Consider the following 24164-nt stretch of genomic DNA (forward strand, 5'->3'; position numbering starts at 1 on the left):
CGTCGGGGGTCACGGGGGTCGTCCCCCGGGAGCATGCAGGCTACCGCGCCAGTCGGACAGCCTCGCCAGGGTGGAGGTGGTGGTGAGCCGCGCCACCCGTTCCAGGACCGCCCTCGCCCAGCATCCGGCCGAGGACGCCGAGGCCGTTGTCGTTGAGCAGACCGTCGTGGATGTCGTAGACCTGCGCGGGGCTGACGGCACGCACGTAGTCGAGGACCTCGGAGAACTTGTTCCACGGGGCGTGCACCGGGAGCAGCAGCGTCTTGACGGGCCGCTCGGGCACGGTGAGCGCGTCGCCGGGGTGGAAGACCAGGCCGTCGACCACGAAGCCGATGTTGGTGATACGCGGGATGTCGGGGTGGATGACGGCGTGCAGCTCGCCGTGCACCTCGATCTCGAAGCCCGCCGCCTCGAAGGTGTCGCCGTTGCCGACGGTGTGGACACGGCCGGGGAAGGCACCCGAGATCCGGTCGGCGACGCTGCGCAGCGTCCAGATCCGCGCTTCCGGATTGGCCTCCATGGCGGCGCGCAGCCGCAGCTCGTCGAAGTGGTCCGGGTGCTCGTGGGTGACCAGCAGCGCGTCCGCGCCCAGCGCGGCCTCCTGCTCGCTGAAGCCCCCGGGATCGATGACGAGGCTGCGGCCGCCCTTCTCCAGGCGGACGCAGGCGTGGCCTTGCTTCGTCAGCTTCGCAGGCGCTTCGGTGGCGTCAGTTCCCATGCGGCTCATTATCCTCCCGGGCCCCTCTGCGGTCCTCCGGAGTGGTCTCCTCGCGGATCACGCGCTGGGCGACGGCGAAGGCCGAGTTGGCCGCCGGCACCCCGCAGTAGACCGCCGTCTGCAGCAGCACTTCCTTGATCTCCTCGGGGGTCAGTCCGTTGCGCAGCGCGGCGCGGACGTGGGAGGCCAGCTCGTCGTAGTGGCCGCGGGCCACCAGCGCGGTCAGGCTGATCACCGAGCGGGTGCGCCGGTCGACGCCGGTGCGGGTCCACACCTCGCCCCAGGCGTAGCGGGTGATGAAGTTCTGGAAGTCCTCGGTGAAGTCGTCCGTCCCCTCCACGGAGCGGTCCACATGGGCGTCCCCGAGCACCTCGCGGCGCACCTTCATCCCCGCGTCGTACGCGTCCGTGCGCAGCGCGGCCCGCTCCCCCGACTCCAGCTCGGCCACCGCTGACGCCTGCTGCGGTACGGGGCTGATGACCGGGGCCGGCGCCGGCGGCCCGGCGGCCGACTCCTGCCAGGTGGTGGTGAAGTGCCGGATGAGCAGGTCGGTGACGGCACCGGGCTGCTCGACGGGCGTCAGATGCGAGGCGCCGGGCACGATGGCCAGCCGGGCATCCGGGATACCGGCGACGAGGGCGCGGGCCTCGGCGGGCGGCGTCGTCTCGTCCTCGGCACCGGCGACGACCAGCGTTCCCACTCCTATCCGGTCCAGCGACTCGCGTACGTCGAAGGAGGCCAGCGCCTCACAGGCCGCGATGTAGCAGCCCGGGTCCGTGGTGCGCACCATCTGCACGGCCCACTCGACGATGGCGGGCTGCGCCGCGGCGAAGCCGGGCGTGAACCAGCGCTCCGGGGTGGTGCGGGCGATCGGGTCGAGCCCGTTGGTACGGATGACGACCCCGCGCTGCCGCCAGCTGTCGGGGGTGGCGAACCGCGGCGAGGAGGAGATCAGCGCCAGCGAGGTGACGCGCTGCGGGGCCCGCAGCGCCAGCTGGACGCCGATGGCGCCGCCGAGGGAGCAGCCCGCGTAGCCGAACCGCTCGATGCCCAGCCGGTCGAGCGTGGCCAGCAGCCGCTCGGCGAAGGCGTCGACCGAGTCGGCGGAGTAGGCGGGGGAGCCGCCGTGTCCCGGCAGGTCGAACCTGAGCACCCGCCAGTTGCGGGTCAGCTCGGGGATCTGCCGGTCCCACATGTGCCAGGTGGTACCGAGGGAGGGGCCGAGAACGAGTACGGGCGCGTTGTCGGGTCCGTCGGTCCGGTGCTGAAGCGTCTGGGCGGGGGTCACCGTGATTCACCTCGGGCAGGCGTTCGGGACAGGGTGGGGGAAGGGCGGCCGTTACTCACCCGTTCACGCTATCGAGCGGCGTCCGGGCCGCACCGCGCGGGGGCGCCCGCGCGGTGCCGCAGGAAGCGGCCGTACAGACGGTGTGCGCGGGGCGTGCGAGGGGCGTGGGCAGGCCGTGGAGATGGCGTGAGAGCTCAGAATTCGGCGGTGGAGACGACGTAGACACGTGGTCTGCTCGGGTACGTCATATCCACCGTGACCGACAGATCGGGCTTGCTCTTCGGCTGCTCGATGCGCAGGCTCCGGTAGTGGCTCTTCGGCTCGTCGAAGAGCCAGCCGACCTTCCTGGCGTACTTGTCGCTGATGGCGACCTCCCCCTTCGTCAGCTCGGAGGGGCTGCTGCCGAGGTCGCCGAGGAACTCCGTGAGCCGCTTGGGGCTGGTGCGGAACTGGACCCACATCGTGCTCTTCTGCCATGCGTTCGCCTCGTAGAAGGCCACCCGGGTCGCCGAGACCGGCACCGGGACGTGGTAGATGCGCTGGCTGACTCTGGGGGGATACCCGTAGACCAGGCTCGTCGCCGCGGCGGCCCGCTCCTTGTCCTTGCCGCTGGCGCGGCTCTGGAAGGCGGACTGCACCAGGTAACCAGCGGGCAGCGCGATCAGCAGTACCACGATCAGCAGCACGAAGACCCGGTGACGTGGCTTGTGCGGAGGGCGCTCGCCGGCGGTGACCGGCCAGGAGCTGTCCGGGCGCTCGGGATCGCGGGGCGGGGAACTGTCGTCCGTGTGCGGCATGGCGCTAGGCGTCTCGGGAGGTGGGGTGGATGTCGTCGAAGCGGCTGTCGGCCCTGGTCACTGGCCGACGGCCCGGCGCAGGTTGTCCGCCGCGCGCTCGTAGCGCTCGTAGCGCTCCAGCCTGCGGCGGTTGGCGCGCCGGAAGCGGCGCGCCACCAGGCGGGCGAGGTCCGCCGCACCGACCATACCGGCCTCGGGACCCAGCTGCGCCTTCACGATACGGGCCTCGGGGCGGTAGCCGCGCCCGGTCAGCTGCCGCCGGAACGCTTCCCTCGCGGGCTCGATCAGCAGTTCGTCGGCCGCGCTGACCCCGCCGCCGATCACGAAGCACGACGGGTCCAGGGCCGCCGCGAGGTTGGCGAGACCCACGCCCAGCCAGGAGCCCACCTCGTGGAAGAGCTCCGTGCACATGGCGTCACCGGAGCGGGCCAGCTCCGTGATGAGCGGCCCGGTGATATCGCCGACCTGGCCCCCGACGCGGTCGATGATCCCGTAAGCGACCGGCGACTCGGCGGCCGCCAGCTCGCGGGCCTCCCGCACCAGCGCGTTCCCCGAGCTGTACTGCTCCCAGCACCCTCTGTTGCCACAGGGGCACCGGTGGCCGCCGGGAACCACCTGCATATGACCGAACTCGCCGGCCACCCCGTACTTGCCCCGCTTGACCCGGCCGTCCTCCAGGATCGCCCCGCCGATCCCGGTGCCCAGCGTGATCATCACCAGATGGTCCTCGCCGCGCCCGGCGCCGAACCGCCACTCGCCCCAGGCCGCGCTGTTCGCGTCGTTGTCGACCATCACCGGCACGGCGAGGCGGGCCGTGAGCGCGTCCTTGAGGGGTTCGTCACGCCAGGCCAGATGCGGGGCGAACAGCACCCGTGAGCGGTCGGCGTCGATCCAGCCCGCCGCGCCGATGCCGACGGCGTGCACATCGTGCCGGTCCGAGAGATCCAGGACCAGCTCGGCGATGGTGTCCTCGACCACCTTCGGGCTCTTGGACTTCTCCGGCGTCTCGGCGCGGACCTTCTCCAGGATCGTCCCGTCGGCGTCGACCACGCCCGCCATCACCTTGGTGCCGCCGATGTCGATGCCGACGGTGGGAACGCGGGGAGCGGACAGGTGCGAGCGGCGCTCGCGGGTGCTGACCGTGCGCAGGACGCTGGGGCTGGGGCCCGTCCGCCGTCGGTAGACCCTGTCTGCTCGCTGAAAGCTGTCCGCGTTCAAGAGTGGTCGTCTCTCTGGGAGGGGTCTTATGGGCCGCCTGCCCGATTCTGCCATGCCCCTTCGGGGATGGTGCCGCCTCCATTGGCTGAGGGCTCAGCCCTCTGACCGTCTGTCGTTTATGGGGGCTCCGCCCCCAAACCCCCGGGTCCTCGCCGGACGGGCGCTGGGGGGCTCCGCCCCCCAACCACCCCCCGCTACGGGGGCTTCGCCCCCCTAGGAGCCCCCTTCCGCAACAGCACAACCCGGTAGACGTTCACTCATCCCGGCTCATGCCTGAGGCCCTTGGACCGGCCGGTGACTCCCGCAGGGTCGTCACCGGCCGGTCCACGGACCCGCACCACTGAGGGGACGCTCTTTACGGCAATGGGGTAGTCCCACGCGGCAGGGGGGTTCTAGGGGGGGCGAAGCCCACCTGGCGGGGGGCCGTTGGGGGGCGGAGCCCCCCGACACGACCACTCGGCGGCAAGCCGGGACACAAACGGGGCGTGCGTCCACAACGCGGCGGGCCACCCGTGAGGGGTTCGCCCCCCGACACGACCACTCGGCGGCGAGCCGGGACACGAACGGGGCGTGCGTCCACAACCCACGGCACCCCGAAGAGAGGGGGCACCAAGGGCGGGGGTACCGACGGAGTTACCCCGCGGAGCGGAGTTCGTGGGTGAGCTCTTCCAGTTCGCTGCCGCCTGCCATCTGGCGGACCAGTTCTTCCAGCTCCAGCTCTTCCTTTTCGTAGGCGCCGGCCATCGCCCCGCGCTTGAGCAGCACGAAACGGTCCCCGACCAGATACGCATGGTGCGGATTGTGCGTAATCAGCACCACCCCCAACCCGGCATCCCGCGCAGCGGCCACGTACTTCAGTACGACGCCGCTCTGCTTCACACCGAGCGCCGCGGTCGGCTCGTCCAGCACCAGGACCTTCGCCCCGAAATGGACCGCGCGGGCGATGGCCACCGATTGCCGCTCACCGCCCGACAGCGTGCCGATGGGCTGGTCGACGTCGCGCAGGTCGATACCCATGCGCAGCAGCTCACTGTGTGTGGTGCGCCGCATGTACTGCACGTCGAGGCGGCGCAGGGGCCCCCGGCCCACGGTCGGCTCGGAGCCGAGGAAGAAGTTGCGCCAGACGGGCATGAGCGGGACCACCGCGAGGTCCTGGTAGACGGTGGCGATGCCGCGCTCCAGCGCCTCGCGCGGGGAGGCGAGGCGCGTCTCCACGCCCTGGATGCGGAAGGTGCCGCCGTCGTGCTGGTGCAGCCCGGAGATGATCTTGATGAGGGTGGACTTGCCGGCCCCGTTGTCGCCGAGCACACAGGTGATCTCGCCCGCCTGCACCCGCAGGGAGACGCCCGCGAGGGCGCGGATGTTGCCGTAGAACTTGCCGACCCCGGCCAGCTCCACAAGGGGGGTCGCCGCATCGGCGCCGGGGTCCTGCGTGGGCAGGTTCTCGTTCTCAGTCATCGGGTCGCCTCCGCCCGCTTCCGGATCCACGCGTTCAGCAGCGTGGCGAGCAGCAGCATCGCGCCGAGGAAGAACTTGAACCAGTCGGGGTCCCACTGCGCGTAGATGATGCCCTTGTTGGCCATGCCGAAGATCAGGGCGCCGATGGCGGCGCCCACCGCCGAGCCGTAGCCGCCGGTCAGCAGACAGCCGCCGATGACGGCAGCGGCGATGTAGATCAGCTCGTTGCCGACGCCCTCGCCCGACTGGACGGTGTCGTAGTTGAACAGCAGGTGCTGGCCGGAGATCCAGGCGGCGAAGGCGACGCCCAGATAGAGGCCGATCTTGGTGCGGGCGACGGGGACACCGACCGCGCGGGCCGCGTCGACTCCGCCGCCGACGGCGAAGATCCAGTTGCCGACGTTGGTACGGAGCAGAATCCAGGTGGCCAGCGCCACCAGGGCCAGCCACCACAGGATGGTGATCTGCAGGTCGACGCCACCGATGGTCAGCGTGGAGGCGAAGACGGCCCTGGCCGATTCGAAGCCCTCCATGTCGCTGATGCTCTTGGTGGTGACGGTGCCGCTGATCAGCTTGGTGAGGCCGAGATTGAGGCCCGTCAGCATCAGGAAGGTGCCCAGCGTGATGATGAAGCTGGGCAGCTTGGTGCGGGTGAGCATGAAGCCGTTGAAGAACCCGATCGCCAGCGTGACCAGCAGCGAGACACCGACACCCACCCAGGTGTTGGCGGTCATCTGGTAGCTGAACATCGAGGAGGCCAGCGCCGAGGACGTCACCATCACGCCGGTCGACAGATCGAACTCGCCGCCGATCATCAGCAGCGCGACCGGCACCGCCATGATCCCCAGGGTGGAGGAGAAGTAGAGGACGGTGGAGAGGCTGGAGGGGCGCAGGAAGCTGTCGGCGATCAGGGCGAAGAAGACGAACAGCGCGACGGCGCCCACCACGGCGCCCAGCTCGGGGCGGCGCAGGAGGCGCACCGGCAGGGGGCGGTGCACCAGGCGGTCGTCGATGGCGGCGGGGCCCGGGGCCGCTTCCTGCGGCTCGGTGGAGCCCTCGGGGTTGCCGGGCTGGGTCGTGACCGTCATCGGGTCCCCCGCTTCGTCAGCTCCTCCAGCTTGCCGGCGTCCTTCTTGGTGAGGATCTGCGGGCCTGTGAGCACCGGCTTGCCGCCGCCGAGCATGTCGGCGTTGTAGCGGTAGAGCCACAGCAGGTCGACGGCCTCGTAGCCCTGCATATAGGGCTGCTGGTCGACGGCGAAGCCGACCGTGCCGTCCTTGAGCCCGGCGACGACCTTGTCGTTGAGGTCGAAGGTGTCGATCTCGGCGTCGCTGTCGGCGTTCTCCTTGGCCTTCACCGCGGTGGCCGCGAAGGGCGCGCCCAGGGTCACAACGGCGTCGATCTTCTTGTCGGACTGGAGCTTGGCCTCCACCGACGACTGCACGCCCGGCATGTTGGTGCCGTCCACGTACTGGTTCTTCACCTTGCCGTCGAAGGTCTTGTCGATGCCGTCGCAGCGCTGCTCGTGGCCGACGTTGCCCTGCTCGTGGATGACGCAAAGGACCTTCTTCTTGCCCCGCTTGTTCAGCTCCCGGCCGATGGCCTCGCCGGCCAGCACCTCGTCCTGGCCGATATGGGTCAAGGCGCCGAACTTCTGCGAGACCTCCTGACCGGAGTTGATGGTGATGACCGGAATGCCTGCCTTGACGGCCTTCTTCACGACGCGCTTCATGGCGTCGGGCTTGGCGAGGGTGACGATCAGGCCGTCCACCTTCTTGTCGATCGCCGTCTGGACGAGCTGGGCCTGGCGGCCGGCCTCCTCGTCGTGCGAGTAGAGGAACTCGATGTTGTCCTTGGCCGCGGCCTGCTTGGCACCGCTCTGCACGATGTCCCAGTAGGTGTCGCCGTCACCGGAGTGGGTGACCATCGCGAACTTCCAGCGCGGGGTGGTGACATTGGCCTTGCCGGAGGCCGCCTTCTCGCGCGCCTCCTCGGCCCGCTTGCCGCCGGTGCTGCTGCACCCGGCGAGCGCGACCACAGCGACCAGCGTCGCCGCCACCGCGGCCCCCATCGCGCGTATGGATCTGCGGGACGTACGGGACCTTTGCACGCTGGCCACCTGTTCTGCTCTCTGGGTAGGGACACGGTCGGTACGGCCGCGGCCGGGGACCGCCGCGGATCTTCGCACAAGTATCCGCCACGGTGGCCGGAAACCGTCCGACGGGTCCGCCGGCGCCCGGCCTGCCCCGGATGCGTAGCCGCGCGGGGGGTGACCGTCAAGGGGACCGGCGCCAGGCTCTCTCACACTCACATGACACCTCTCAGGGACCTCAGGAACGCACCAACAACTGGAAGTCGAAGGAGTAGCGGGAAGCGCGGTAGAGATGAGAGCCGTACTCGACGGCCCGCCCCGTGTCGTCGTACGTCGTGCGCTCCATCGTCAGCAGCGGGGCCCCCTCTGTCTCCCCCAGCAGCTTCGCCTCGGCCGCGTCGGCGACCCGGGCGCCCACGGTCTGCCGCGCCGAGTGCAGCGTCACCCCCGCTCCGCGCATCAGCCGGTACAGCCCCGTGCTCTCCAGCTCGCCCTCCCGCGGGGTGAGCAGACCGGCCGGCAGATGGTTGCGCATATGGGCCATGGGCTCGCCGTGTGCCAGCCGCAGCCGTTCGACCAGCAGCACCTCGGCGCCCTCCGGCACCGCCAGCGCTGCGGCGACCTGGGCCGTGGCCTCCTCGACGCACTGCCGCAGCACCTGGGTCGCGGGGCGCTGGCCCGCCGCCTCCAGGTCGTCGTAGAGGCTGCTCAGCTCCATGGGCCGCTTGACCTGGCTGTGCACGACCTGGGTGCCGATCCCGCGGCGGCGCACGAGCAGTCCCTTGTCGACGAGGGACTGGATGGCCTGCCGGACGGTGGGCCGGGACAGTCCGAGGCGGCCGGCGAGCTCGATCTCGTTGCCCAGCAGGCTCCCCGGCGCGAGCTTCCCGCGCTCGATGGCGCTCTCCAGTTGCTGGGAGAGCTGGAAGTAGAGCGGGACGGGGCTGGCGCGGTCCACACTGAGCTGCAGGTCCACCGGATCATTCTTGGCCACGGGAGGAGCGTAGTGCTCTTCCGTTCGCTCGGGAACCGTACATTCGATTGTCAGGACGAAAAGACAAAACGTTGACAGGGCTGAGTGATCCGCGCCAGCGTAGGGCCATGCGCATCGGACTCATCGGCACCGGCCGGATCGGAACCCTTCACGCCCGCACGCTCAGCGCGCATCCCGAGGTGACCGAGCTGGTGGTCACGGACGCGGACGCGATGCGCGCCGTCGAGGTCGCCGCCGCACTCGACGCCACCTCGGTACCCAACGTCGCCGAGCTGTTCTCCCTCGACATCCACGCCGTGGTCATCGCCTCGGCCACCGCCTCCCACGCCGAACTCATCCGCACGGCGGCCAGGCGCGGACTCCCCGTCTTCTGCGAGAAGCCGATCGCCCTGGACCTGGCGGGCACCCGGGAGGCGCTGGCGGAAGTCGAGACGGCGGGCACCCTGTTGCAGATCGGCTTCATGCGGCGCTTCGACGCCGGCTACTCGGCGGCGCGGGAGGCCGTGCGCAACGGCAGGCTCGGACGGCTGCACACCGTGCGGGCCCTCACCTCGGACCCGGCGCCGCCGCCCGCCGAGTACCTGCCGCACTCGGGAGGGCTCTACCGGGACTGCCTCGTCCACGACTTCGACGCCGTCCGCTGGGTGACCGGACGCGAGATCGTCTCCGTCTACGCGGCGGGCTCCGATGCGGGACCCGCGATGTTCCGCGAAGCGGGCGACGTCGACACCGCCGCCGCGCTCCTCACCCTGGACGACGGCACCCTGTGCACGGCCACCGCAACCCGGGTGAACGGCGCCGGGTACGACGTACGCATGGAACTCGCGGGCGAGCTGGACCAGTTCGCCGTCGGCCTGGACGCGCGTACGCCGCTCACCTCGCTGGAGCCGACAGCGCCCTGGGCGCCCGACAAGCCCTGGCCCGGCTTCCTCGACCGCTTCGGCCCCGCGTACGAGGCGGAGATCGCCACCTTCATCCGGGCCGTACGCGGCGAGGTACCCAATCCCTGCGACGGGCGGGAAGCCCTCGCCGCCCTCCTGACCGCTGAAGCCTGCGAGGTGTCACGCGCGACGGGCACGCCGGTGGAGGTCGCCACCCTGGCGAACGCGCCCGAGCCGGCTCCTGCCGACTGAACCTCCTCCGGCGCGCCCCGGCCCGGCCTGGCCCGGCTCGACCCGGCCCGGCTCGACCCGGCCCGGGGGGGCGCGCCGCAGCAGGAGGTGGCTACAGCGGCTTCACCATGAAGACGCACGCGTCGGCCACCCGGTGCGCGACCCCGGCGCCGTCCTGGTAGCTCCAGCAGTCCAGATACGGCACGGAGGCGCGGTAGCCGAGGCGGCCGTAGAGCGCGCTGGCGCGCGGGTTGTTCTTCTCGACGCCGAGTCCGATGGCGCGACAGCCCCGCCCGGTGGCCAGCCGCTCCGCCTCACGGATGAGGGCCGTGCCGACGCCCAGCGAGCGCAGCGCCTCGGGCCATACGCTGAGCCCGTTCACCTCGGGGCAGCCGGGGTGTGCCGCGCGTACCTCGGGCGCCTCGCACCCCTCCCAGCGGACCTCGCAGCTGCCGACCGGCCGCCGCTCCCGCCAGGCGACGAGAACGGTGGCGCGGCCCTCCCGCTGCCGCGCGTAGCGTGCCTCGTACTGCGCGGACGCCACACGGAACGGCATGTGCTGGTCGAGCAGCTCGAGGTCTTCTTGCCGGCACTGACTGATCCGCATGCCGGTAGCCTACGAGCCAGGTCCGAGCAGTGGTCCAGGCTTCACAACACGTTCCCCGGCCGACACTCCACCGACGCACCTCACCCGTACCCCGCCGGGACAAGCGGCGCGTACTCACCCGAAACGCACGGGCAGGCTCTTCACCCCGCGCAGCACCGTACCCCTCCGCCACTCCAGCGCGGCGGGGTGGGCGTCGAGCTCCAGCCGGGCCGTGCGGCTCAGCAGCAGCTCGAAGGCGACCCGCGCCTCCAGGCGGGCCAGCGGGGCGCCCAGACAGAAGTGGATGCCGTGGCCGAAAGCGAGGTGGCCGCGCGTCCGGCGGCGGATGTCGAAGCTGTCGCTGTCGGGGAAGCGGTCCGGGTCGCGGTCCGCGTCGGCCAGCACCGGCAGGACGAGCTGGCCGTCCCCGGGGATCAGCGTGCCGCCGATCTCGATCGGTTCCAGGGTGAAGCGGTAGGTGGACACCTCGACGGGCCCGTCGTAGCGGAGCATCTCCTCGACGGCGTCCGGCAGCAGCGCGGGGTCGGCGCGCAGCGCGGCGAGCTGGTCGGGGTGGCACAGCAGCGCCAGGGTGCCGTTGGCGATCAGCCCCACGGTCGTCTCGTATCCGGCGATCAGCAACAGCCAGGCCATACCGAGGAGTTCGTTCGTGGAGAGCCGGTCGCCGTCCTCGTCGCTGGTGCGGATCAGCGTGCTCAGCAGGTCGTCGCCCGGGTGGGCGCGCTGGTGGTCCAGCAGCTGCGTCAGATAGCCGGCCAGCGCCTGCACCGAGCCGCGCTTCTCCTCCTCGGGCGCGTAGCTCAGTACGTGGTCGGACCACTTCTTGAAGGCCTCCCGGTCCAGGTCGGGCACGCCCAGCAGTTCGCAGATCACCGCGATCGGGAGCGGGAAAGCCAGCGAGGCGACCAGATCGGCCCGTCCCTCGGGGTGCGCCAGCATCGTGTCCAGCAGCCCGGCTGTCAGCTCCCGGATACGCGGCTCCAGCGCGGCGATACGGCGCGGGGTGAACTCCCTGGCGATCAGCTTGCGCAGCCGGGTGTGGTCGGGCGGGTCGCTGATCAGCATGTGGCGGCCGGGCGAGACCGTCAGCGAGCCGGCCTCGGGCGAGGCGTTGACCCAGTTCTTGGAGAGCCGTTCGTCGGTGAGGGCCGCCCGCGCCGCGTCGTGGCCGACCACCAGCCAGGCGAGCACCCCTTCCGGGGTGCGGACATGGTGGACGGGCCCGCGTCGGCGCAGTGCGGCGTATACGGGGTAGGGGTCGCGGACGTAGTCGTCCCCCAGCGCGGCGAGATCGACGACGCCGTCGGTTTCCGGGATCTTTTCCAGCACGCTCCGGTCGGCCATACGGTGAGCGTAGGAGCGGTCTTCCGGAACTTCACCGGGGCGTTTTCGGCCAGGCCGTCGTCAGCGAGCGCCCGCTCCCCGGTCACCCGGTGCGGCGTCCTCCAGGCGCTGGAGGAGTTCGGTCACCCGCTTGGCGACCGGCTCCCACTCGTCCCCCGCGGTGAGGGCCGAGCCCATTCCGCAGGCGACGGCGCCCGCCGCGATCCACTCGGGCGCCGACTCCAGGGTGACCCCGCCGGTCGGCACCACGGGTGCCTGCGGCAGCGCGGCTGTGACGTCCCGCAGCCAGCCGGGCCCGTGCAGCGAGGCGGGGAAGAGTTTCAGCCCGTCGGCGCCCATCTCCAGTGCCCTGACCATCTCGGTGGGGGTGGAGACGCCGGGGAAGACCGGTACGCCGTAGCGGTGTCCGGTGCGTATGACCTCCTCGTCGAGGCTGGGCGAGACCAGATAGCGGGCGCCGGCGTCGATGGCGAGGCGGGCCGAGGCGCTGTCGAGGACGGTGCCGGCGCCGATCACCGAGTCGTCGCCGGTCTCGCGGCGCAGGGTGCTGATCGCGTCCAGCGCGTAGGGAGTGGTCAGTGAGATCTCCAGGCTGGTCAGCCCCGCGCCGAGCAGGGTGTCTGCTGTCGCGGTGGCCTTCTCGTAGCTGTCCGCGCGGACGATGGCGATGACGCGCTGTTCCAGCGCCGCTCTGGTGATCTCCCAGCGGTACACGGCAGTTCGCCGCCTCTCTTGATCTGTCGGATGGGGGCCGGCCCTCGCCGTACCGGGCCTACTGGGGTGTGCCTCGGGTCCCTGGTGTGCTCGGGGTGCCTGGAGTGCTTGAGATGTCTGGGGTGCTTGAGGTGCCTGGAGCGCTTGAGGTGTGGGGTGCGTGGTGTCCCTGGGGTGCGGTCAGCGGTGCACCGGGTCGGTGCCCCGGGTAAATGCCTCGAGGGCGCGGTCACGCGCGGCGGCCGTGGGCAGCCCGTCGGTGTCGCCGGGCGCCTGGACGACGAGCGCCGCCACGCAGGCCGCTTCGGCGAGCGCCCGCTGGTGGTCGAGTCCGCGCAGCCGGGCCGAGAGCCAGCCGGCCGCGAACGCGTCACCGGCTCCCACCGGGTCCACCACCGGAACCTCGAACGGCGGCTGACGCCACTGGCCTTCGGCGGTGTGCGCGACGGCGGTGTGGTCGCGGTGCTTGATGACGACCGTGCCGGCGCGGCCGAGGGTCAGCAGGGCCTTGGCGCCCTCCTCGGGACCCGCGCCCAGCAGCAGTTCGATCTCGTCCTCCCCCGCGAGGACCAGGTCGGCCTCGCGCAGCAGCGGGCCGACGCGCCGTATCCACTCGTGGTCGCTGCCCAGCTTCCGGCGGACGTTGGGGTCGAAGGAGACGGTGGCGCCGGTCTGCCGGGCCCCTTCGATGAGCGCGTAGGTGGCCTGCTCGGCGTCCTCGGAGAGCATCGGGGTGATGCCGGTGACGTGGACGAGCCGCACTCCGGCGAGGGCTTCGGGGGTGATCTGGGCGGGGCTGAGCAGGGAAGCGGCCGAACCGGTGCGGTAGTACTGCACGTCGATGGCGCGATGCGGATGGCTGTCGCGCAGCAGGAGGCCGGTCGGTGATTCGGGGTCCATCTCGGCGCAGGAGACGTCCACGCCGTCGGCGCGCAGTTCCCGCAGCACGGCCTCGCCGGCCGGGTCGTCCCCGACGCGGCCGATCCAGCGGGCCCAGTGGCCCAGCCGGGCGAGTCCTGCCGCCACGTTGGACTCGGCACCCGCCACGGAACGCCGGAAGTGTGCCGCGCGTTCCAATGGGAGGCCGGGCTCGGCGAGCATCAGCAGCATGGCCTCACCGCAGGTGACCGCCTCCGGGCCGTTTCTCACCGGTAACTCCCCATATCTACCGCCCACGCATCACTCTCTGTGGGGAACGTTACCCGTTTACGCCGGGTAAGCCACCCCCCCGGGGGGCGGGACACTGGGTAAGGACCGTACGTTACCCGCAAAGTGGCGGCGGTTGTCCCATTCAGGACAACCGCCGAGTGACGCCCTCGCGCCGCCGGGAGGGGATGCGCCTCCTCCGGCTCCGGGGAGGGGGTGCCCCTGCGCGCCGTCGCGGACTGCGGGTGCGCTGCGGTTGCTCGCGCAGTTCCCCGCGCCCCTGACGGGGCACATCTCCGCCCCACACACGTGTGTGCTCCGCAGCAGAGCCGCGGAGCACAACGTCGCCGGGATCAACAGGTGTAGTCGACCAGATCGAAGGACTCGTAGTGGTCGGCGGTGTAGTAGTCCTCCTGGTCCTTCTCGCCGGTGACGATGCGGCGCGCGCCACGGTCGTCGGAGCCCGGCGTCTTGACGGTGTACTCGTGGTAGTAGCCCTGGTCCTGGTCCGGCAGGATGCCTTCGCGGTTCTCGAAGACGGTGCCGTCCTGGGGGTAGGGGTAGGGGCCGCCCTGCTCGATGAGATCGAGGGTGTCGTGGGCCTCGGGCGGGAGCTTGGACTGACAGATGTCGCCGACGGCGGTGATCTGCGGTGCCGCGACCGCGGAGTGCGCCACCGGCGCCGCGGACGCGGGCGCAGTGGTGAGGGCCGGGCCGCCGACGAACACGGCGGCGGCGAGTGCTGAGACGGCACCGATACGGCTGAGGCGTGGGGGGAATCTCATGTCACCCTATGGTGACGCGCGTAGATGGCATGTCAATGCCAACTCGCGGAATTTTGCCGCTCGTTCACACGTAAGTGAGCCGAGACGGAGGGGGCGGGCGGCGTGTGCGCCGCCCGCCCCCTCGGGAACCGCTGACGTCAGCACGACGCAGCGTCAGCTCAGCTCGGCGTGGCGGGCGCGCAGTCGGCTCGCGCCCTCCTCCGTCAGCGAGCCGTGCAGACGGAGCCGGGCAATCGCACCGTCCGGGAAGATGTCCATCCGCACATGGGTGACCGGCGGTGCGTCGGCCGGCAGGAAGCGGTGGATGGTGTCGGGCTGGAGCCGGGTGCGGGGCAGGAGTTCGGTCCACTCCCCCGTCTCGCCGTCCTTGCCCACCAGGCTCACCCACCCGGCGGCGTTGCCCCGGTAGCAGGCGGTGTCGACCTCGACGGCGCGGATCCGGCCCTGTCCGGCCAGGGCATAGCTGACCCAGTCGTGGCCCGTGTCGCGGCGCCGCCGGGTCTCCCAGCCCTCGTCCATCTTCTGCGAACGGCCCGGCAGGATGCTGTTGACCGGCGAGGAGAAGAAGCGGTCGGAGGCGTCCTCGGCCAGTCCGCCGTTCTCCAGCGCCACCAGGTCGAAGGTGCCCAGCGCCGCCAGCCACTCGGGGTCGGCGACCACTTCGCCGTGCACCCGCAGCCGGGCGATGCCGCCGTCGGGGTACTGGCGCAGCCGCAGGTGGGTGAAGCGGCGCTCCTCGGTGACCAGGAAGCCGTTGGCCGCGTGGCCGCCGACGGGGGTACGCGGGACGAGCGTCGTCCACTTCACGTCGTCGGCCAGCAGCTCCTCGGGCGAGGGAGCGCCGGGTACGCAGGTGGCCTCGACGGAGACGGCCGGCGGGTAGTTGCCGCGGAAGTGCGCGGTGTCCACCACCAGGCCGCGGACGACACCGGGCGCGCCGAGCTTGACCAGCGCCCAGTCGTGCTCGTCGTCGGCCGGGTGCGGGATCTCGGCCGAGGCCCCGCGGCGGCGGCGGGTCTCCCAGCCGTCCATGACCTTGCCCTTGTGCTGGAAGGCGTGCGGGTCGAACTCGGCGCGCTCGGGGTTGAGCAGATTCTCCCGCTCGGCGAAGAACTCGTCGTTGGCGGCGATGACAGTGGCGCCCAGCCTGCGGTCGGCCAGATCGGGGAGGTGTGCGAAGGGGAACCCGCCCTGTGGCGCGCGGTAGTCGGCGTAGGTGTCGCCGCCCTGGTAGGGCTCCGCGTCGCCGGTGTAGGCGGGTATGCCTGCGGTCTGCGCCGCTGTCATGCGGTCTTCCTTTCGATGAGTCGTCCGGTCTTGCCGGTGGGCACTCCGTGGTCGGCGACGCGTTCGCCGCGCAGCCATGCGGAGCGGACGACGCCGTGCAGTGTCCTGCCGGCGTAGGCGGTCACCTGGTTGCGGTGGTGGAGGCGGGCCGGGTCCACGGTGAAGGTGTCCTCGGGGGCGAGGACCGCGAAGTCGGCGTCCAGGCCCGGTGCGATGGCGCCCTTGCTCCGCAGGCCGGCCAGCCCGGCCGGCGCCTCGGACATCCAGCGGGCGACGTCGGTCAGGGCGAGCCCGCGGCGGCGTGCCTCGGTCCAGACAGCGGGCAGGCCGAGCTGGAGGGAGGAGATACCGCCCCAGGCGGTGCCGAAGTCGCCGGTCTTCAGGTCGGTGGTGCAGGGCGAGTGGTCGGAGACGACGCAGTCGAGGGTGCCGTCGGCCAGGCCCTGCCACAGCGCGTCCTGGTTCTCCTTCTCCCGGATGGGCGGGCAGCACTTGAACTCGGTGGCGCCGTCGGGGACCTCCTCGGCCGTGAGGGTGAGGAAGTGCGGGCAGGTCTCGGCGGTGACGGGCAGCCCCTCGGCCCTGGCCTTGGCCAGCAGCGGCAGCGCGTCGGCGGAGGAGAGGTGCAGTACGTGCACCCGGGTGCCGTGCTCGGCGGCGAGTCCGAGGAGCAGCGCGATGGCGTCGTTCTCGGCCGACCGGGGACGGGAGGCGAGGAAGTCGGCGTAGGCGGGGCCGCCCTTCTGCGGTGCTGCGGCCAGCCTGCCGGGGTCCTCGGCGTGCACGATCAGCAGCCCGTCGAAGGAGGCGATCTCGGCCATGGCGGCGGCCAGTCGCGGGCGGTCGAGTTCGGGGAACTCCTCCACCCCTGAGGGGGAGAGGAAGCACTTGAAGCCGAAGACCCCCGCCTCGTGCAGCGGTCGCAGCTCGGCGACGTTCCCGGGGACGGCTCCGCCCCAGAAGCCGACGTCGACGTGGGCCTTGGGTTCGGCGACCGCGCGCTTGATCCGCAGGTTCTCGGCCGTGGTGGTCGGCGGCAGCGAGTTGAGCGGCATGTCGATGATCGTGGTGATGCCGCCTGCCGCGGCGGCGCGGGTGGCCGTCCAGAAGCCCTCCCACTCGGCGCGCCCGGGATCGTTGACATGGACGTGGGTGTCGACCAGGCCGGGCAGCAGCGCGTCCTCGCCGATGTCCTCCAGGGCCGCCCCGGGGGGCACCTCGGCGTCGTACGGCAGCACAGCGGCGATCCGGCCCTCGCCGTTCACCGTCACGGTTGCCGGACGCTCTCCCTCCGGGGTGAGAACGCGCCGTGAGCGCAGGGCGAGCCGCACGTCGGACAAGGCCGACCTCCTCCAGATCCAGCAGCACTTTCAACGTTCTGTTGAAAGGTTCGGTCGTACGAATCTTCATGCGGCCGGGTGGGCCCGTCAAGGGGTTCCCTCTGGAGAAGTCCGCAAAATGGAACTAGAATTTCGTCATGCAGAAGGAAGGGCTGCCGTCATACGGAAACCGGCGCCCGCGCCCGGGCGTGTACAAGGAGGGCGAACTTCCCGGGGAAAGCCCCCGGGGCTCCCGCCCTCGATACCATGCGCCTGACCGCAGGCCAGGAAAGGAACGCGACGTGCCGCCGTCCGCAGAGCACACAACCACCCCCCAGGCTGCCACGGCACCCGCCAACTCCGGCGGGGTGCAGTCCCTCGAGCGGGCCTTCGACCTGCTGGAGCGGATGGCCGACGCCGGGGGCGAGGTCGGGCTCAGCGAGCTCTCGGCCGCCAGCGGGCTGCCGCTGCCCACCATCCACCGGCTGATGCGCACCCTCGTCTCCTGCGGCTACGTCCGCCAGCAGCCCAACCGGCGCTACGCGCTCGGCCCCCGGCTGATCCGGCTCGGGGAGAGCGCGGCACGGCTGCTGGGCACCTGGGCCCGTCCCTATCTGGCCCGGCTGGTGGAGGAGACGGGCGAGACGGCGAACATGGCACTGCTCGACGGCGACGAGGTCGTCTACGTCGCGCAGGTGCCCTCCAGGCACTCGATGCGGATGTTCACCGAGGTCGGCCGCCGGGTGCTGCCGCACTCCACCGGGGTGGGCAAGGTGCTGCTCGCGCACACCCCGGACGACCAGGTCCGCGCCCTGCTCAGCCGTACCGGCATGCCCGCGGCCACCGAGAAGACGATCACCACCCCGGAGGGCTTCCTGGAGGCGCTCGCACACGTCCGCGAGGCCGGGTACGCCACCGACGACAACGAGCAGGAGATCGGCGTGCGCTGCATCGCCGTCTCCGTGCCCGACTCCCCCACCTCGGCGGCCATCTCCATCTCGGGCCCGGCCGGCCGCGTCACCGAGGCGGCCACCGACAAGTTCGTCCCTCTGCTGCACGAGGTCGCCGCCGACCTCTCGGCCGCGCTGGCCAGCTCCGCGGGGAGCCAATAACCAACAGGGGCCCTCGGCCTTCGTGCCCGGCGCCCGCCGGCTCCGTCAGCCGGTGCCCGTCGGGCGGTCAGCCGGTGCCCGTCGGGCGTCGGCCGGTGCCGAAGAGTTCGACGGCCTCACGGACCGCGACCAGCGGGCGCGCGAGGGCGCTCACCGAGCCGACAGCGGCCGCGAGCAGCAGCAGCGAGTGCCTCAGCTCCTCCGCGACCGGTGCTCCGGAACGGACCGCTGCGGCGAGGGCCTCCAGCTCCCGTTCGGCCTCCCGACGGTCACGCAGCTCAGCGGGATGCCCGTCCAACGCGCGCCGCATCCGGTGCACGGCCCGGCTCAGCGCCTCGATACGCGGGTCGGCGCCGGCGTCGTGCCCGGCGGCCACCACCCGCCGTTTCCCCACAGTCTCGCTTCGCACGTTCTCCCCCCACATGGGATGTCCCGCGCCCGTGAAGCGCGAGTACCGCTTTCCTCCAAGGAGTTGGCCCCTCCTGCCGGAGATTCCGACAGTAAACGCCACTCTACGCGTGTGGCGCCACACGGAACGCGAGATTTCAGGGTGCCTTTTCGGATGATCGTCCCCAAGGATGACGGCCGAGGTCCCCCTCACGTGCGATATCCATGAACACATGACGCAGCGGGAACAGACATCGGATGACCGGGGGGTCGGTGCACAGCCGCGCGTGGCCGGGCTGCTGCTGGCCGCCGGTGGCGGGCGGCGGCTGGGCGGCCGCCCGAAGGCGCTGCTGCGGCACGGCGGCCGGCCGCTGGTGGAGCACGCGGTGCGGGTACTGCGGGAGGGCGGCTGCGCTCCGGTGTACGTGGTGGTGGGCGCGGCCGCCGAGCAGGTGCGGGAGACGGCGGAGCTGTCCGGCTGCGTCCTGGTCGACAACCCGGGGTGGGCGGAGGGGATGGGCGGCTCGCTGCGGGCCGGGCTGACGGCGGTCTCCGGAGCGGACGCGGTGCTGGTCCTGCTGGTGGACCAGCCCGGTATCGGTGCCCGAGCGGTGGCACGGGTGCGGGCCGCCTACCGCTCCCCGGCCACTCTCGCCTCGGCCGCGTACGACGGCCGCCGCGGCCACCCCGTGCTGCTGGGCGCCGCGCACTGGGACGGGATCGCCCGCGGCGCGTCGGCGGACGCGGGGGCACGCGGCTATCTGCGCGCGCGGGAGAGCGAGTTGACGCTGGTCGAGTGCGCCGACATCGCCGACCCCGCCGATATCGACACCCCGCAGGACCTGCACCGACTGCGCGGGCCGGGGGGTGGCACCCGGGGCCAGGGAGGGGCCGGTTCCGGGGGCGAATCGGCGTGAGGGATATCTCGACGTCAACAAACTCTTGAAGTTCCACTATGAGGAAACTAATCTCCACTGATCAGAAGCACCTTCCTGTCCCGAAGGTGCCCTGAACGTGTCCCGCGTGCCCGGCGCGGGGCGCGACACCCCGTGCCACACCGCGCCGCCTCGCGCCGCACATCGCCCGGCGGCCGCAGTTCACCGCTCGTCGAAGGAGTGACCCACCATGTCCGCACCAGCGCCCTCCCCGCTGGAAATCGTCGGCGTCGACCCCGGGCAGCGGCCCGCCAGGCAGGACGAGGTTCTGACCGGCGCCGCGCTGGAGTTCGTGGCAGCGCTGCACCGCAAGTTCGCCGGGCGCCGCGACGAACTGCTCACGCGCCGCGCCGAGAAGCGCGCCGAGATCGCACGTACGAGCACCCTGGACTTCCTCCCGGAGACCGCGCATGTGCGCGAGGGCGACTGGCAGGTGGCCGACTGCCCGCCCGCGCTCCTGGACCGCAGGGTCGAGATCACCGGCCCCACCGACCGCAAGATGACGATCAACGCGCTCAACTCCGGCGCGCGGGTGTGGCTCGCCGACTTCGAGGACGCCTCGGCACCCACCTGGGAGAACGTGATCGGCGGCCAGCTCAATCTGACCGACGCCTACGAGCGGCGCATCGACTTCACCGACGAGCGCACCGGCAAGAGCTACGCGCTGCGCCCCGCCGAGGAACTGGCCACGGTCGTGGTGCGGCCGCGCGGCTGGCACATGGACGAGCGGCACCTGGTCTGCGACGGGAAGCCGGTGCCCGGCGCACTGGTCGACTTCGGGCTCTACTTCTTCCACAACGCGCAGCGGCTGCTCGACCTGGGCAAGGGCCCCTACTTCTACCTGCCCAAGACCGAGTCGCACCTCGAAGCGCGGCTGTGGAACGAGGTCTTCGTCTTCGCGCAGGACTACTGCGGCATCCCGCAGGGCACCATCCGCGCCACGGTCCTGATCGAGACGATCACCGCGGCCTACGAAATGGAGGAGATCCTCTACGAGCTGCGCGACCACGCCGCCGGGCTGAACGCGGGCCGCTGGGACTACCTCTTCTCCATCGTCAAGAACTTCCGGGACGCGGGCTCGCGCTTCGTGCTGCCCGACCGCAACGCGGTGACGATGACGGCGCCGTTCATGCGCGCGTACACCGAACTGCTGGTGCGCACCTGCCACAAGCGCGGCGCGCACGCCATCGGCGGCATGGCCGCTTTCATCCCCTCCCGCAAGGACGCCGAGGTCAACGAGGTCGCCTTCGAGAAGGTCCGGGCCGACAAGGACCGGGAGGCCGGCGACGGCTTCGACGGCTCCTGGGTGGCGCACCCCGACCTGGTGCCGGTGGCCAAGGCGTCGTTCGACGCCGTGCTGGGAGAGCGGCCGCACCAGAAGGACCGGCTGCGTGAGGACGTCGACGTCAAGGCCGCCGACCTGATCGCCGTCGACTCGCTGGAGGCCCGCCCGACGTCCGAGGGGCTGCGCAACGCCGTGCAGGTGGGCATCCGCTACATCGAGGCGTGGCTGCGCGGACTGGGCGCGGTGGCCATCTTCAATCTGATGGAGGACGCGGCGACGGCGGAGATCTCCCGCTCCCAGATCTGGCAGTGGATCAACGCGGGGGTCGTTCTGGACACCGGCCAGGAAGTCACCGCCGAGCTGGCGCGGCAGGTCGCCGCGGACGAACTCGCCGCCATCCGGGCGGAGATCGGCGAGGAGTCCTTCGCCACGGGCCGCTGGCAGGAGGCCCACGACCTGCTGCTGCGGGTCGCCCTCGACGAGCAGTACGAGGACTTCCTGACCACTCCCGCGTACCAGATGCTGCGGGGCTGAACCAGGGCTGCTGAAGGGTTGCCCCTGTTCCGCCGTCGCAGGCTGCGCGTGCGTCGTGGCGGGTCGCGCAGTTCCCCGCGCCCCTTCCGGGGGGCGCGGGGAACTGCGTCTTGTGGACGCTTCCTACATCACTGCCACGGTCGTCGCGGCCGTGGTGGCCACCATGACGGCCACCAGGACCCCTTCCATCTCCTTGATGGCCTCGCGGATGTCCTCGGTGACCCACTGCCCCTCGGCGATGGCCTCCATCCGCGGGGCCACCTGTTTGCGGGGGACGCCGGGGAAGGCCACCTCGTACAGCCGCGCCGCGTGCAGCAGGGCGATCAGCCCGGTGGTGCGCTCGTCGGGCTCCGCGCCGTAGCGCACCACGTCCTCCAGCCGGTGGCGCAGCTCGCGTTCGGCCGAGCCGTCCACCTCCGGATAGCGGCGAGTGGTGAAGATTCCCAGCGTGCGGCGCTTGTGCTCGGTGACGATGCCCCGGGCGCAGAGCCGTTCCACGGCGGCGTCGAGCGCCTTGGGCTGGTCCTTGGCGAGCCAGTCGCCGACCGCGCCCTTGGCGTCACGCGCGGTCCATTCGGCGATCTTCTCCAGGCGGCCGTCCAGCAGGTCGTCGCCCGTCGGCGTGTGGTCGCTCACGGTGAGCCGCCCGTCGGTGACGGCCAGCCGCCCGGCCAGTCTCAGGTCCAGCAGGATGCCGCCGGCGACGGCCCACCCGGCGGCGGAACGGCTCTTCGCGGCGCCGGTGTCGTCCTCCAGCGCCAGCAGCGTGACTTCCTCACCGAGTGTGACCGTCATGAGTCCCCCTTCGCCCGTCCCCGTACTCATCCGGATTCCGCTGCCCACGTTCGGGCGGGGCAAACGTGGCCGTTCGGCCCTCGCCCTTACGTCAGCACCGCGCCCAGCGCGACGAAGCCCGTGATCAGCAGGGCGAGGAGACCCAGCAGCGGAGCGGCGAAGCGCAGGTACCGGTCGTAGCGGACCTTGGCGAGGGAGATGCCGCCCATGATGACGGCGGTGGTGGGCACCCACAGGTTCATCCAGCCGCTGGCCGCCTGCCAGGCCGTGACGACGACCGCGCGGGAGACGCCGGCGAAGTCGGCGAGCGGCGCCAGGATCGGCATGGCCAGCGTGGCGTGGCCGGAGGTGGAGGGGATGAGGAAGGCGAGGGGGAGGTTGACGATGAAGATCATGACGGTGAAAAGCGCGGAGGGTACTCCGGTGACCGCCCCCTCGATGGAGTGCAGCAGGGTGTCGGTGATCTTCGCGTTGTTCATGATCGTCGTCACCCCCCGGGCCAGGACGATCACCAGCGCGGGTGAGGCGAACTCGCCGACCCCCCGCACAAAGGTACTGGTGAAGCGCTGCTCTCCCATCCGGGTCAGCAGGCCCACCAGGATCGCCGCGCAGATGAACAGCGCCGCCAACCGCGGGAAGGACCAGCCCAGTTCCCAGCTGTACGGTGCCGCGTCCGCCTCCCCGCTGAGCGCGCTCGCCCAGGGGATCACCGAGAAGATCATGAAGGCGAACACCAGCGCGACCGTCACCAGGACGACCTTGTGCAGCCCGGTGAGCGGCGGCGGTTCGTGGGTGTCGTCGCGTACAGCGGACAGGTCCAGGTCACCGGGGCGGTGGCCGGACAGCGAGCGTTCGGGGTGGTCGCGCACCCGGCGTGCGTACCGGACGACATAGCCGATGGTGACCGCCGTCAGCACCAGCCACATCAGCGCCCGCAGTGCGATTCCGTCGCCGAGCGAGATGTCCGCCGCCGAGGAGGCCACCCCCGTCGCGAAGGGGTTGACGGTCGAGCACAGCACGCCGATCCCGGCGCCGAGGATGATGGTGCCGGTCGCCACCATCCGGTCGTATCCCAGCGCGAGCACCAGCGGGACGAGCAGCCCGTAGAAGCCCAAGGTCTCCTCGGCGAACCCCTCCACGGTGCCCAGCAGCGAGAAGACCAGCATCACGGCGACGATCAGCAGCGCGCCCCGGTTCCGCAGCCGGTGCGCGAGGCGGCCGATGCCCCGGTCCATGGCGCCGGTCGCGAAGACGACGGTGATGAAGGCGCCGATGGCCAGTACGAAGAAGAACACCCCGGCGGCTCCGTAGAGTTCGCCGGTGAGGTCCGGGCCCACCTGCCCGGTCCGCTGGTCCTGTACGCCGTAGAGGCCATTGACCGGGGAGAGGAACAGCTCGTCGAACCGGCCCAGCACACCGAGTCCGGCCGGCTCGCGATGGTAGGTGCCCTGCTTGGGCGCGCCGTCGGGCCCGCGCTCATAGCTGCCGGAGGGCACGAAGAACGCCAGCACCCAGACGGCCAGCGTGACGATCGCCAGCACCGTGAGCGCGCTCGGGAAGGTGAACCCGCGCTGCTGCTCAGCCTCTCGGGACTCGGCCTCGGTCGGCATGCCGCGCGCCCCTTCCTCGGTCACCTGCAGGGCAAACCGCAGCATAACGGGCAATGCGCTGCATGCCGGGCATGCATAATGCCCGCGCCCCCGTCGGCCGCGCCGCATACGCTGTGGGCATGATTCGCAGCGCAGTCCCCGCCGACGTCCCCGCCATCCACACCATGATCCGCGAGCTCGCCGAGTACGAGCGGGCGCTGGAGGAGGCGAGGGCGAGCGAGGAGCAGCTGCGCGAGGCGCTGTTCGGCGAGCACCCGGCCGCGTACGCGCATCTGGCCGAGGACGCGGAGGGCAACCCCGTGGGCTTCGCCCTGTGGTTCCTCAACTTCTCCACCTGGCGCGGCGTGCACGGCATCTATCTGGAGGACCTGTACGTCCGCCCCGCGGCGCGCGGCGGCGGCCACGGCAAGGCGCTGCTGACCGAGCTCGCGCGGTTGTGCGTCGAGCGCGGCTACGAGCGCCTGGAATGGTCGGTCCTCAACTGGAACGCCCCCTCCATCGCCTTCTACGAGGCGCTGGGCGCGCGGCCGCAGAGCGAGTGGACGGTCTACCGGCTGACGGACGACGCGCTGAAAGCGCTGGGCGCGTAGCGCTTGCCCGGCGCTCTCGGGCCGGCGAGGGGGTGCC

General features: G+C 71.4%; 23 protein-coding genes. 5 read left to right on the top strand and 18 right to left on the bottom strand.

The window, feature by feature from the left end:
• Positions 1-40 precede the first annotated feature (40 nt).
• The 8 genes from HC362_RS06565 to HC362_RS06600 all read right to left on the bottom strand — a co-directional run bounded on the left by HC362_RS06565 (position 41) and on the right by HC362_RS06600 (position 8529).
• Positions 41-718, bottom strand: coding sequence for an MBL fold metallo-hydrolase (locus tag HC362_RS06565; protein ID WP_243082986.1), 678 nt, complete (start codon positions 716-718; stop codon positions 41-43).
• On the bottom strand, positions 708-2006 hold the full coding sequence (gene pcaD, locus HC362_RS06570) for a 3-oxoadipate enol-lactonase (protein ID WP_243082987.1): 1299 nt from the start codon (positions 2004-2006) through the stop codon (positions 708-710). The genes HC362_RS06565 and pcaD overlap by 11 nt, the downstream gene beginning before the upstream one ends.
• 194 nt (positions 2007-2200) lie before the next feature.
• Positions 2201-2803, bottom strand: a complete 603-nt coding sequence (locus tag HC362_RS06575) for a hypothetical protein (RefSeq protein WP_243082988.1) — start codon at positions 2801-2803, stop codon at positions 2201-2203.
• A gap of 57 nt (positions 2804-2860) precedes the next feature.
• Positions 2861-3952: an ROK family glucokinase gene (locus HC362_RS06580; RefSeq protein WP_209264344.1), complete on the bottom strand. Its 1092-nt coding sequence runs from the start codon at positions 3950-3952 to the stop codon at positions 2861-2863.
• A gap of 702 nt (positions 3953-4654) precedes the next feature.
• Positions 4655-5479, bottom strand: a complete 825-nt coding sequence (locus HC362_RS06585; protein WP_243082989.1) for an ATP-binding cassette domain-containing protein — start codon at positions 5477-5479, stop codon at positions 4655-4657.
• Positions 5476-6567: an ABC transporter permease gene (locus HC362_RS06590; RefSeq protein WP_243082990.1), complete on the bottom strand. Its 1092-nt coding sequence runs from the start codon at positions 6565-6567 to the stop codon at positions 5476-5478. Before HC362_RS06590 ends, HC362_RS06585 begins: the two co-directional genes overlap by 4 nt.
• Positions 6564-7550: a sugar ABC transporter substrate-binding protein gene (locus HC362_RS06595; protein ID WP_243088393.1), complete on the bottom strand. Its 987-nt coding sequence runs from the start codon at positions 7548-7550 to the stop codon at positions 6564-6566. Before HC362_RS06595 ends, HC362_RS06590 begins: the two co-directional genes overlap by 4 nt.
• A 259-nt stretch (positions 7551-7809) precedes the next feature.
• Positions 7810-8529, bottom strand: a complete 720-nt coding sequence (locus HC362_RS06600) for a GntR family transcriptional regulator (protein WP_279240175.1) — start codon at positions 8527-8529, stop codon at positions 7810-7812.
• 143 nt (positions 8530-8672) lie between these two features.
• Between HC362_RS06600 and HC362_RS06605 the strand changes: the two genes are divergently transcribed.
• Positions 8673-9698 (top strand): Gfo/Idh/MocA family oxidoreductase, encoded by a 1026-nt coding sequence (locus HC362_RS06605; protein WP_243082991.1) that lies wholly within the window; start codon positions 8673-8675, stop codon positions 9696-9698.
• Between the two features lie 91 nt (positions 9699-9789).
• Here HC362_RS06605 and HC362_RS06610 read toward each other — a convergent pair whose 3' ends face one another.
• The 7 genes from HC362_RS06610 to allB form a co-directional block, all read right to left on the bottom strand.
• Entirely contained in the window at positions 9790-10284 is a 495-nt protein-coding gene (locus tag HC362_RS06610) for a GNAT family N-acetyltransferase (protein ID WP_243082992.1), read from the bottom strand.
• Positions 10285-10398: 114 nt separating this feature from the next.
• Positions 10399-11628 carry a cytochrome P450 gene (locus HC362_RS06615; protein WP_243082993.1) on the bottom strand — a complete coding sequence of 410 codons (1230 nt, stop codon included), beginning with the start codon at positions 11626-11628 and terminating at the stop codon, positions 10399-10401.
• 60 nt (positions 11629-11688) lie between these two features.
• Entirely contained in the window at positions 11689-12342 is a 654-nt protein-coding gene (gene eda, locus HC362_RS06620; RefSeq protein WP_243082994.1) for a bifunctional 4-hydroxy-2-oxoglutarate aldolase/2-dehydro-3-deoxy-phosphogluconate aldolase, read from the bottom strand.
• 180 nt (positions 12343-12522) lie between these two features.
• On the bottom strand, positions 12523-13452 hold the full coding sequence (locus HC362_RS06625) for a sugar kinase (protein WP_209264347.1): 930 nt from the start codon (positions 13450-13452) through the stop codon (positions 12523-12525).
• Positions 13453-13841: 389 nt separating this feature from the next.
• Positions 13842-14273 (bottom strand): ribonuclease, encoded by a 432-nt coding sequence (locus tag HC362_RS06630; protein WP_243082995.1) that lies wholly within the window; start codon positions 14271-14273, stop codon positions 13842-13844.
• Between the two features lie 153 nt (positions 14274-14426).
• A complete protein-coding gene (gene alc, locus HC362_RS06635; RefSeq protein WP_243082996.1) occupies positions 14427-15560 on the bottom strand; it encodes an allantoicase in 1134 nt (377 codons plus the stop codon).
• Entirely contained in the window at positions 15557-16900 is a 1344-nt protein-coding gene (gene allB / locus HC362_RS06640; protein ID WP_243082997.1) for an allantoinase AllB, read from the bottom strand. The genes alc and allB overlap by 4 nt, the downstream gene beginning before the upstream one ends.
• A gap of 281 nt (positions 16901-17181) precedes the next feature.
• Between allB and HC362_RS06645 the strand changes: the two genes are divergently transcribed.
• Complete coding sequence (locus HC362_RS06645; RefSeq protein ID WP_209264177.1) at positions 17182-17991, top strand: IclR family transcriptional regulator; 810 nt, start codon at positions 17182-17184, stop codon at positions 17989-17991.
• A 67-nt stretch (positions 17992-18058) separates the two neighbouring features.
• Here the strand turns inward: HC362_RS06645 and HC362_RS06650 are convergent, their stop codons facing one another.
• Entirely contained in the window at positions 18059-18415 is a 357-nt protein-coding gene (locus tag HC362_RS06650) for a DUF5955 family protein (protein WP_243082998.1), read from the bottom strand.
• A 196-nt stretch (positions 18416-18611) separates the two neighbouring features.
• On the opposite strand from HC362_RS06650, the gene HC362_RS06655 reads away from it, so the two are divergent.
• Positions 18612-19295, top strand: coding sequence for a nucleotidyltransferase family protein (locus HC362_RS06655; RefSeq protein WP_243082999.1), 684 nt, complete (start codon positions 18612-18614; stop codon positions 19293-19295).
• A gap of 208 nt (positions 19296-19503) precedes the next feature.
• Complete coding sequence (aceB, locus tag HC362_RS06660) at positions 19504-21132, top strand: malate synthase A (RefSeq protein WP_243083000.1); 1629 nt, start codon at positions 19504-19506, stop codon at positions 21130-21132.
• Positions 21133-21255: 123 nt separating this feature from the next.
• Here the strand turns inward: aceB and HC362_RS06665 are convergent, their stop codons facing one another.
• Complete coding sequence (locus tag HC362_RS06665; RefSeq protein WP_243083001.1) at positions 21256-21927, bottom strand: GPP34 family phosphoprotein; 672 nt, start codon at positions 21925-21927, stop codon at positions 21256-21258.
• A gap of 86 nt (positions 21928-22013) precedes the next feature.
• On the bottom strand, positions 22014-23537 hold the full coding sequence (locus tag HC362_RS06670; RefSeq protein WP_243088395.1) for a Na+/H+ antiporter NhaC family protein: 1524 nt from the start codon (positions 23535-23537) through the stop codon (positions 22014-22016).
• 119 nt (positions 23538-23656) lie between these two features.
• On the opposite strand from HC362_RS06670, the gene HC362_RS06675 reads away from it, so the two are divergent.
• The gene (locus HC362_RS06675) at positions 23657-24127 is read left to right on the top strand and encodes a GNAT family N-acetyltransferase (RefSeq protein ID WP_243083002.1); all 471 of its coding nucleotides are present in this window, start codon (positions 23657-23659) and stop codon (positions 24125-24127) included.
• The last annotated feature ends 37 nt before the right edge of the window (positions 24128-24164 follow it).

The sequence above is a fragment of the Streptomyces sp. 891-h genome (assembly GCF_022760275.1).
Taxonomy (GTDB): domain Bacteria; phylum Actinomycetota; class Actinomycetes; order Streptomycetales; family Streptomycetaceae; genus Streptomyces; species Streptomyces spirodelae.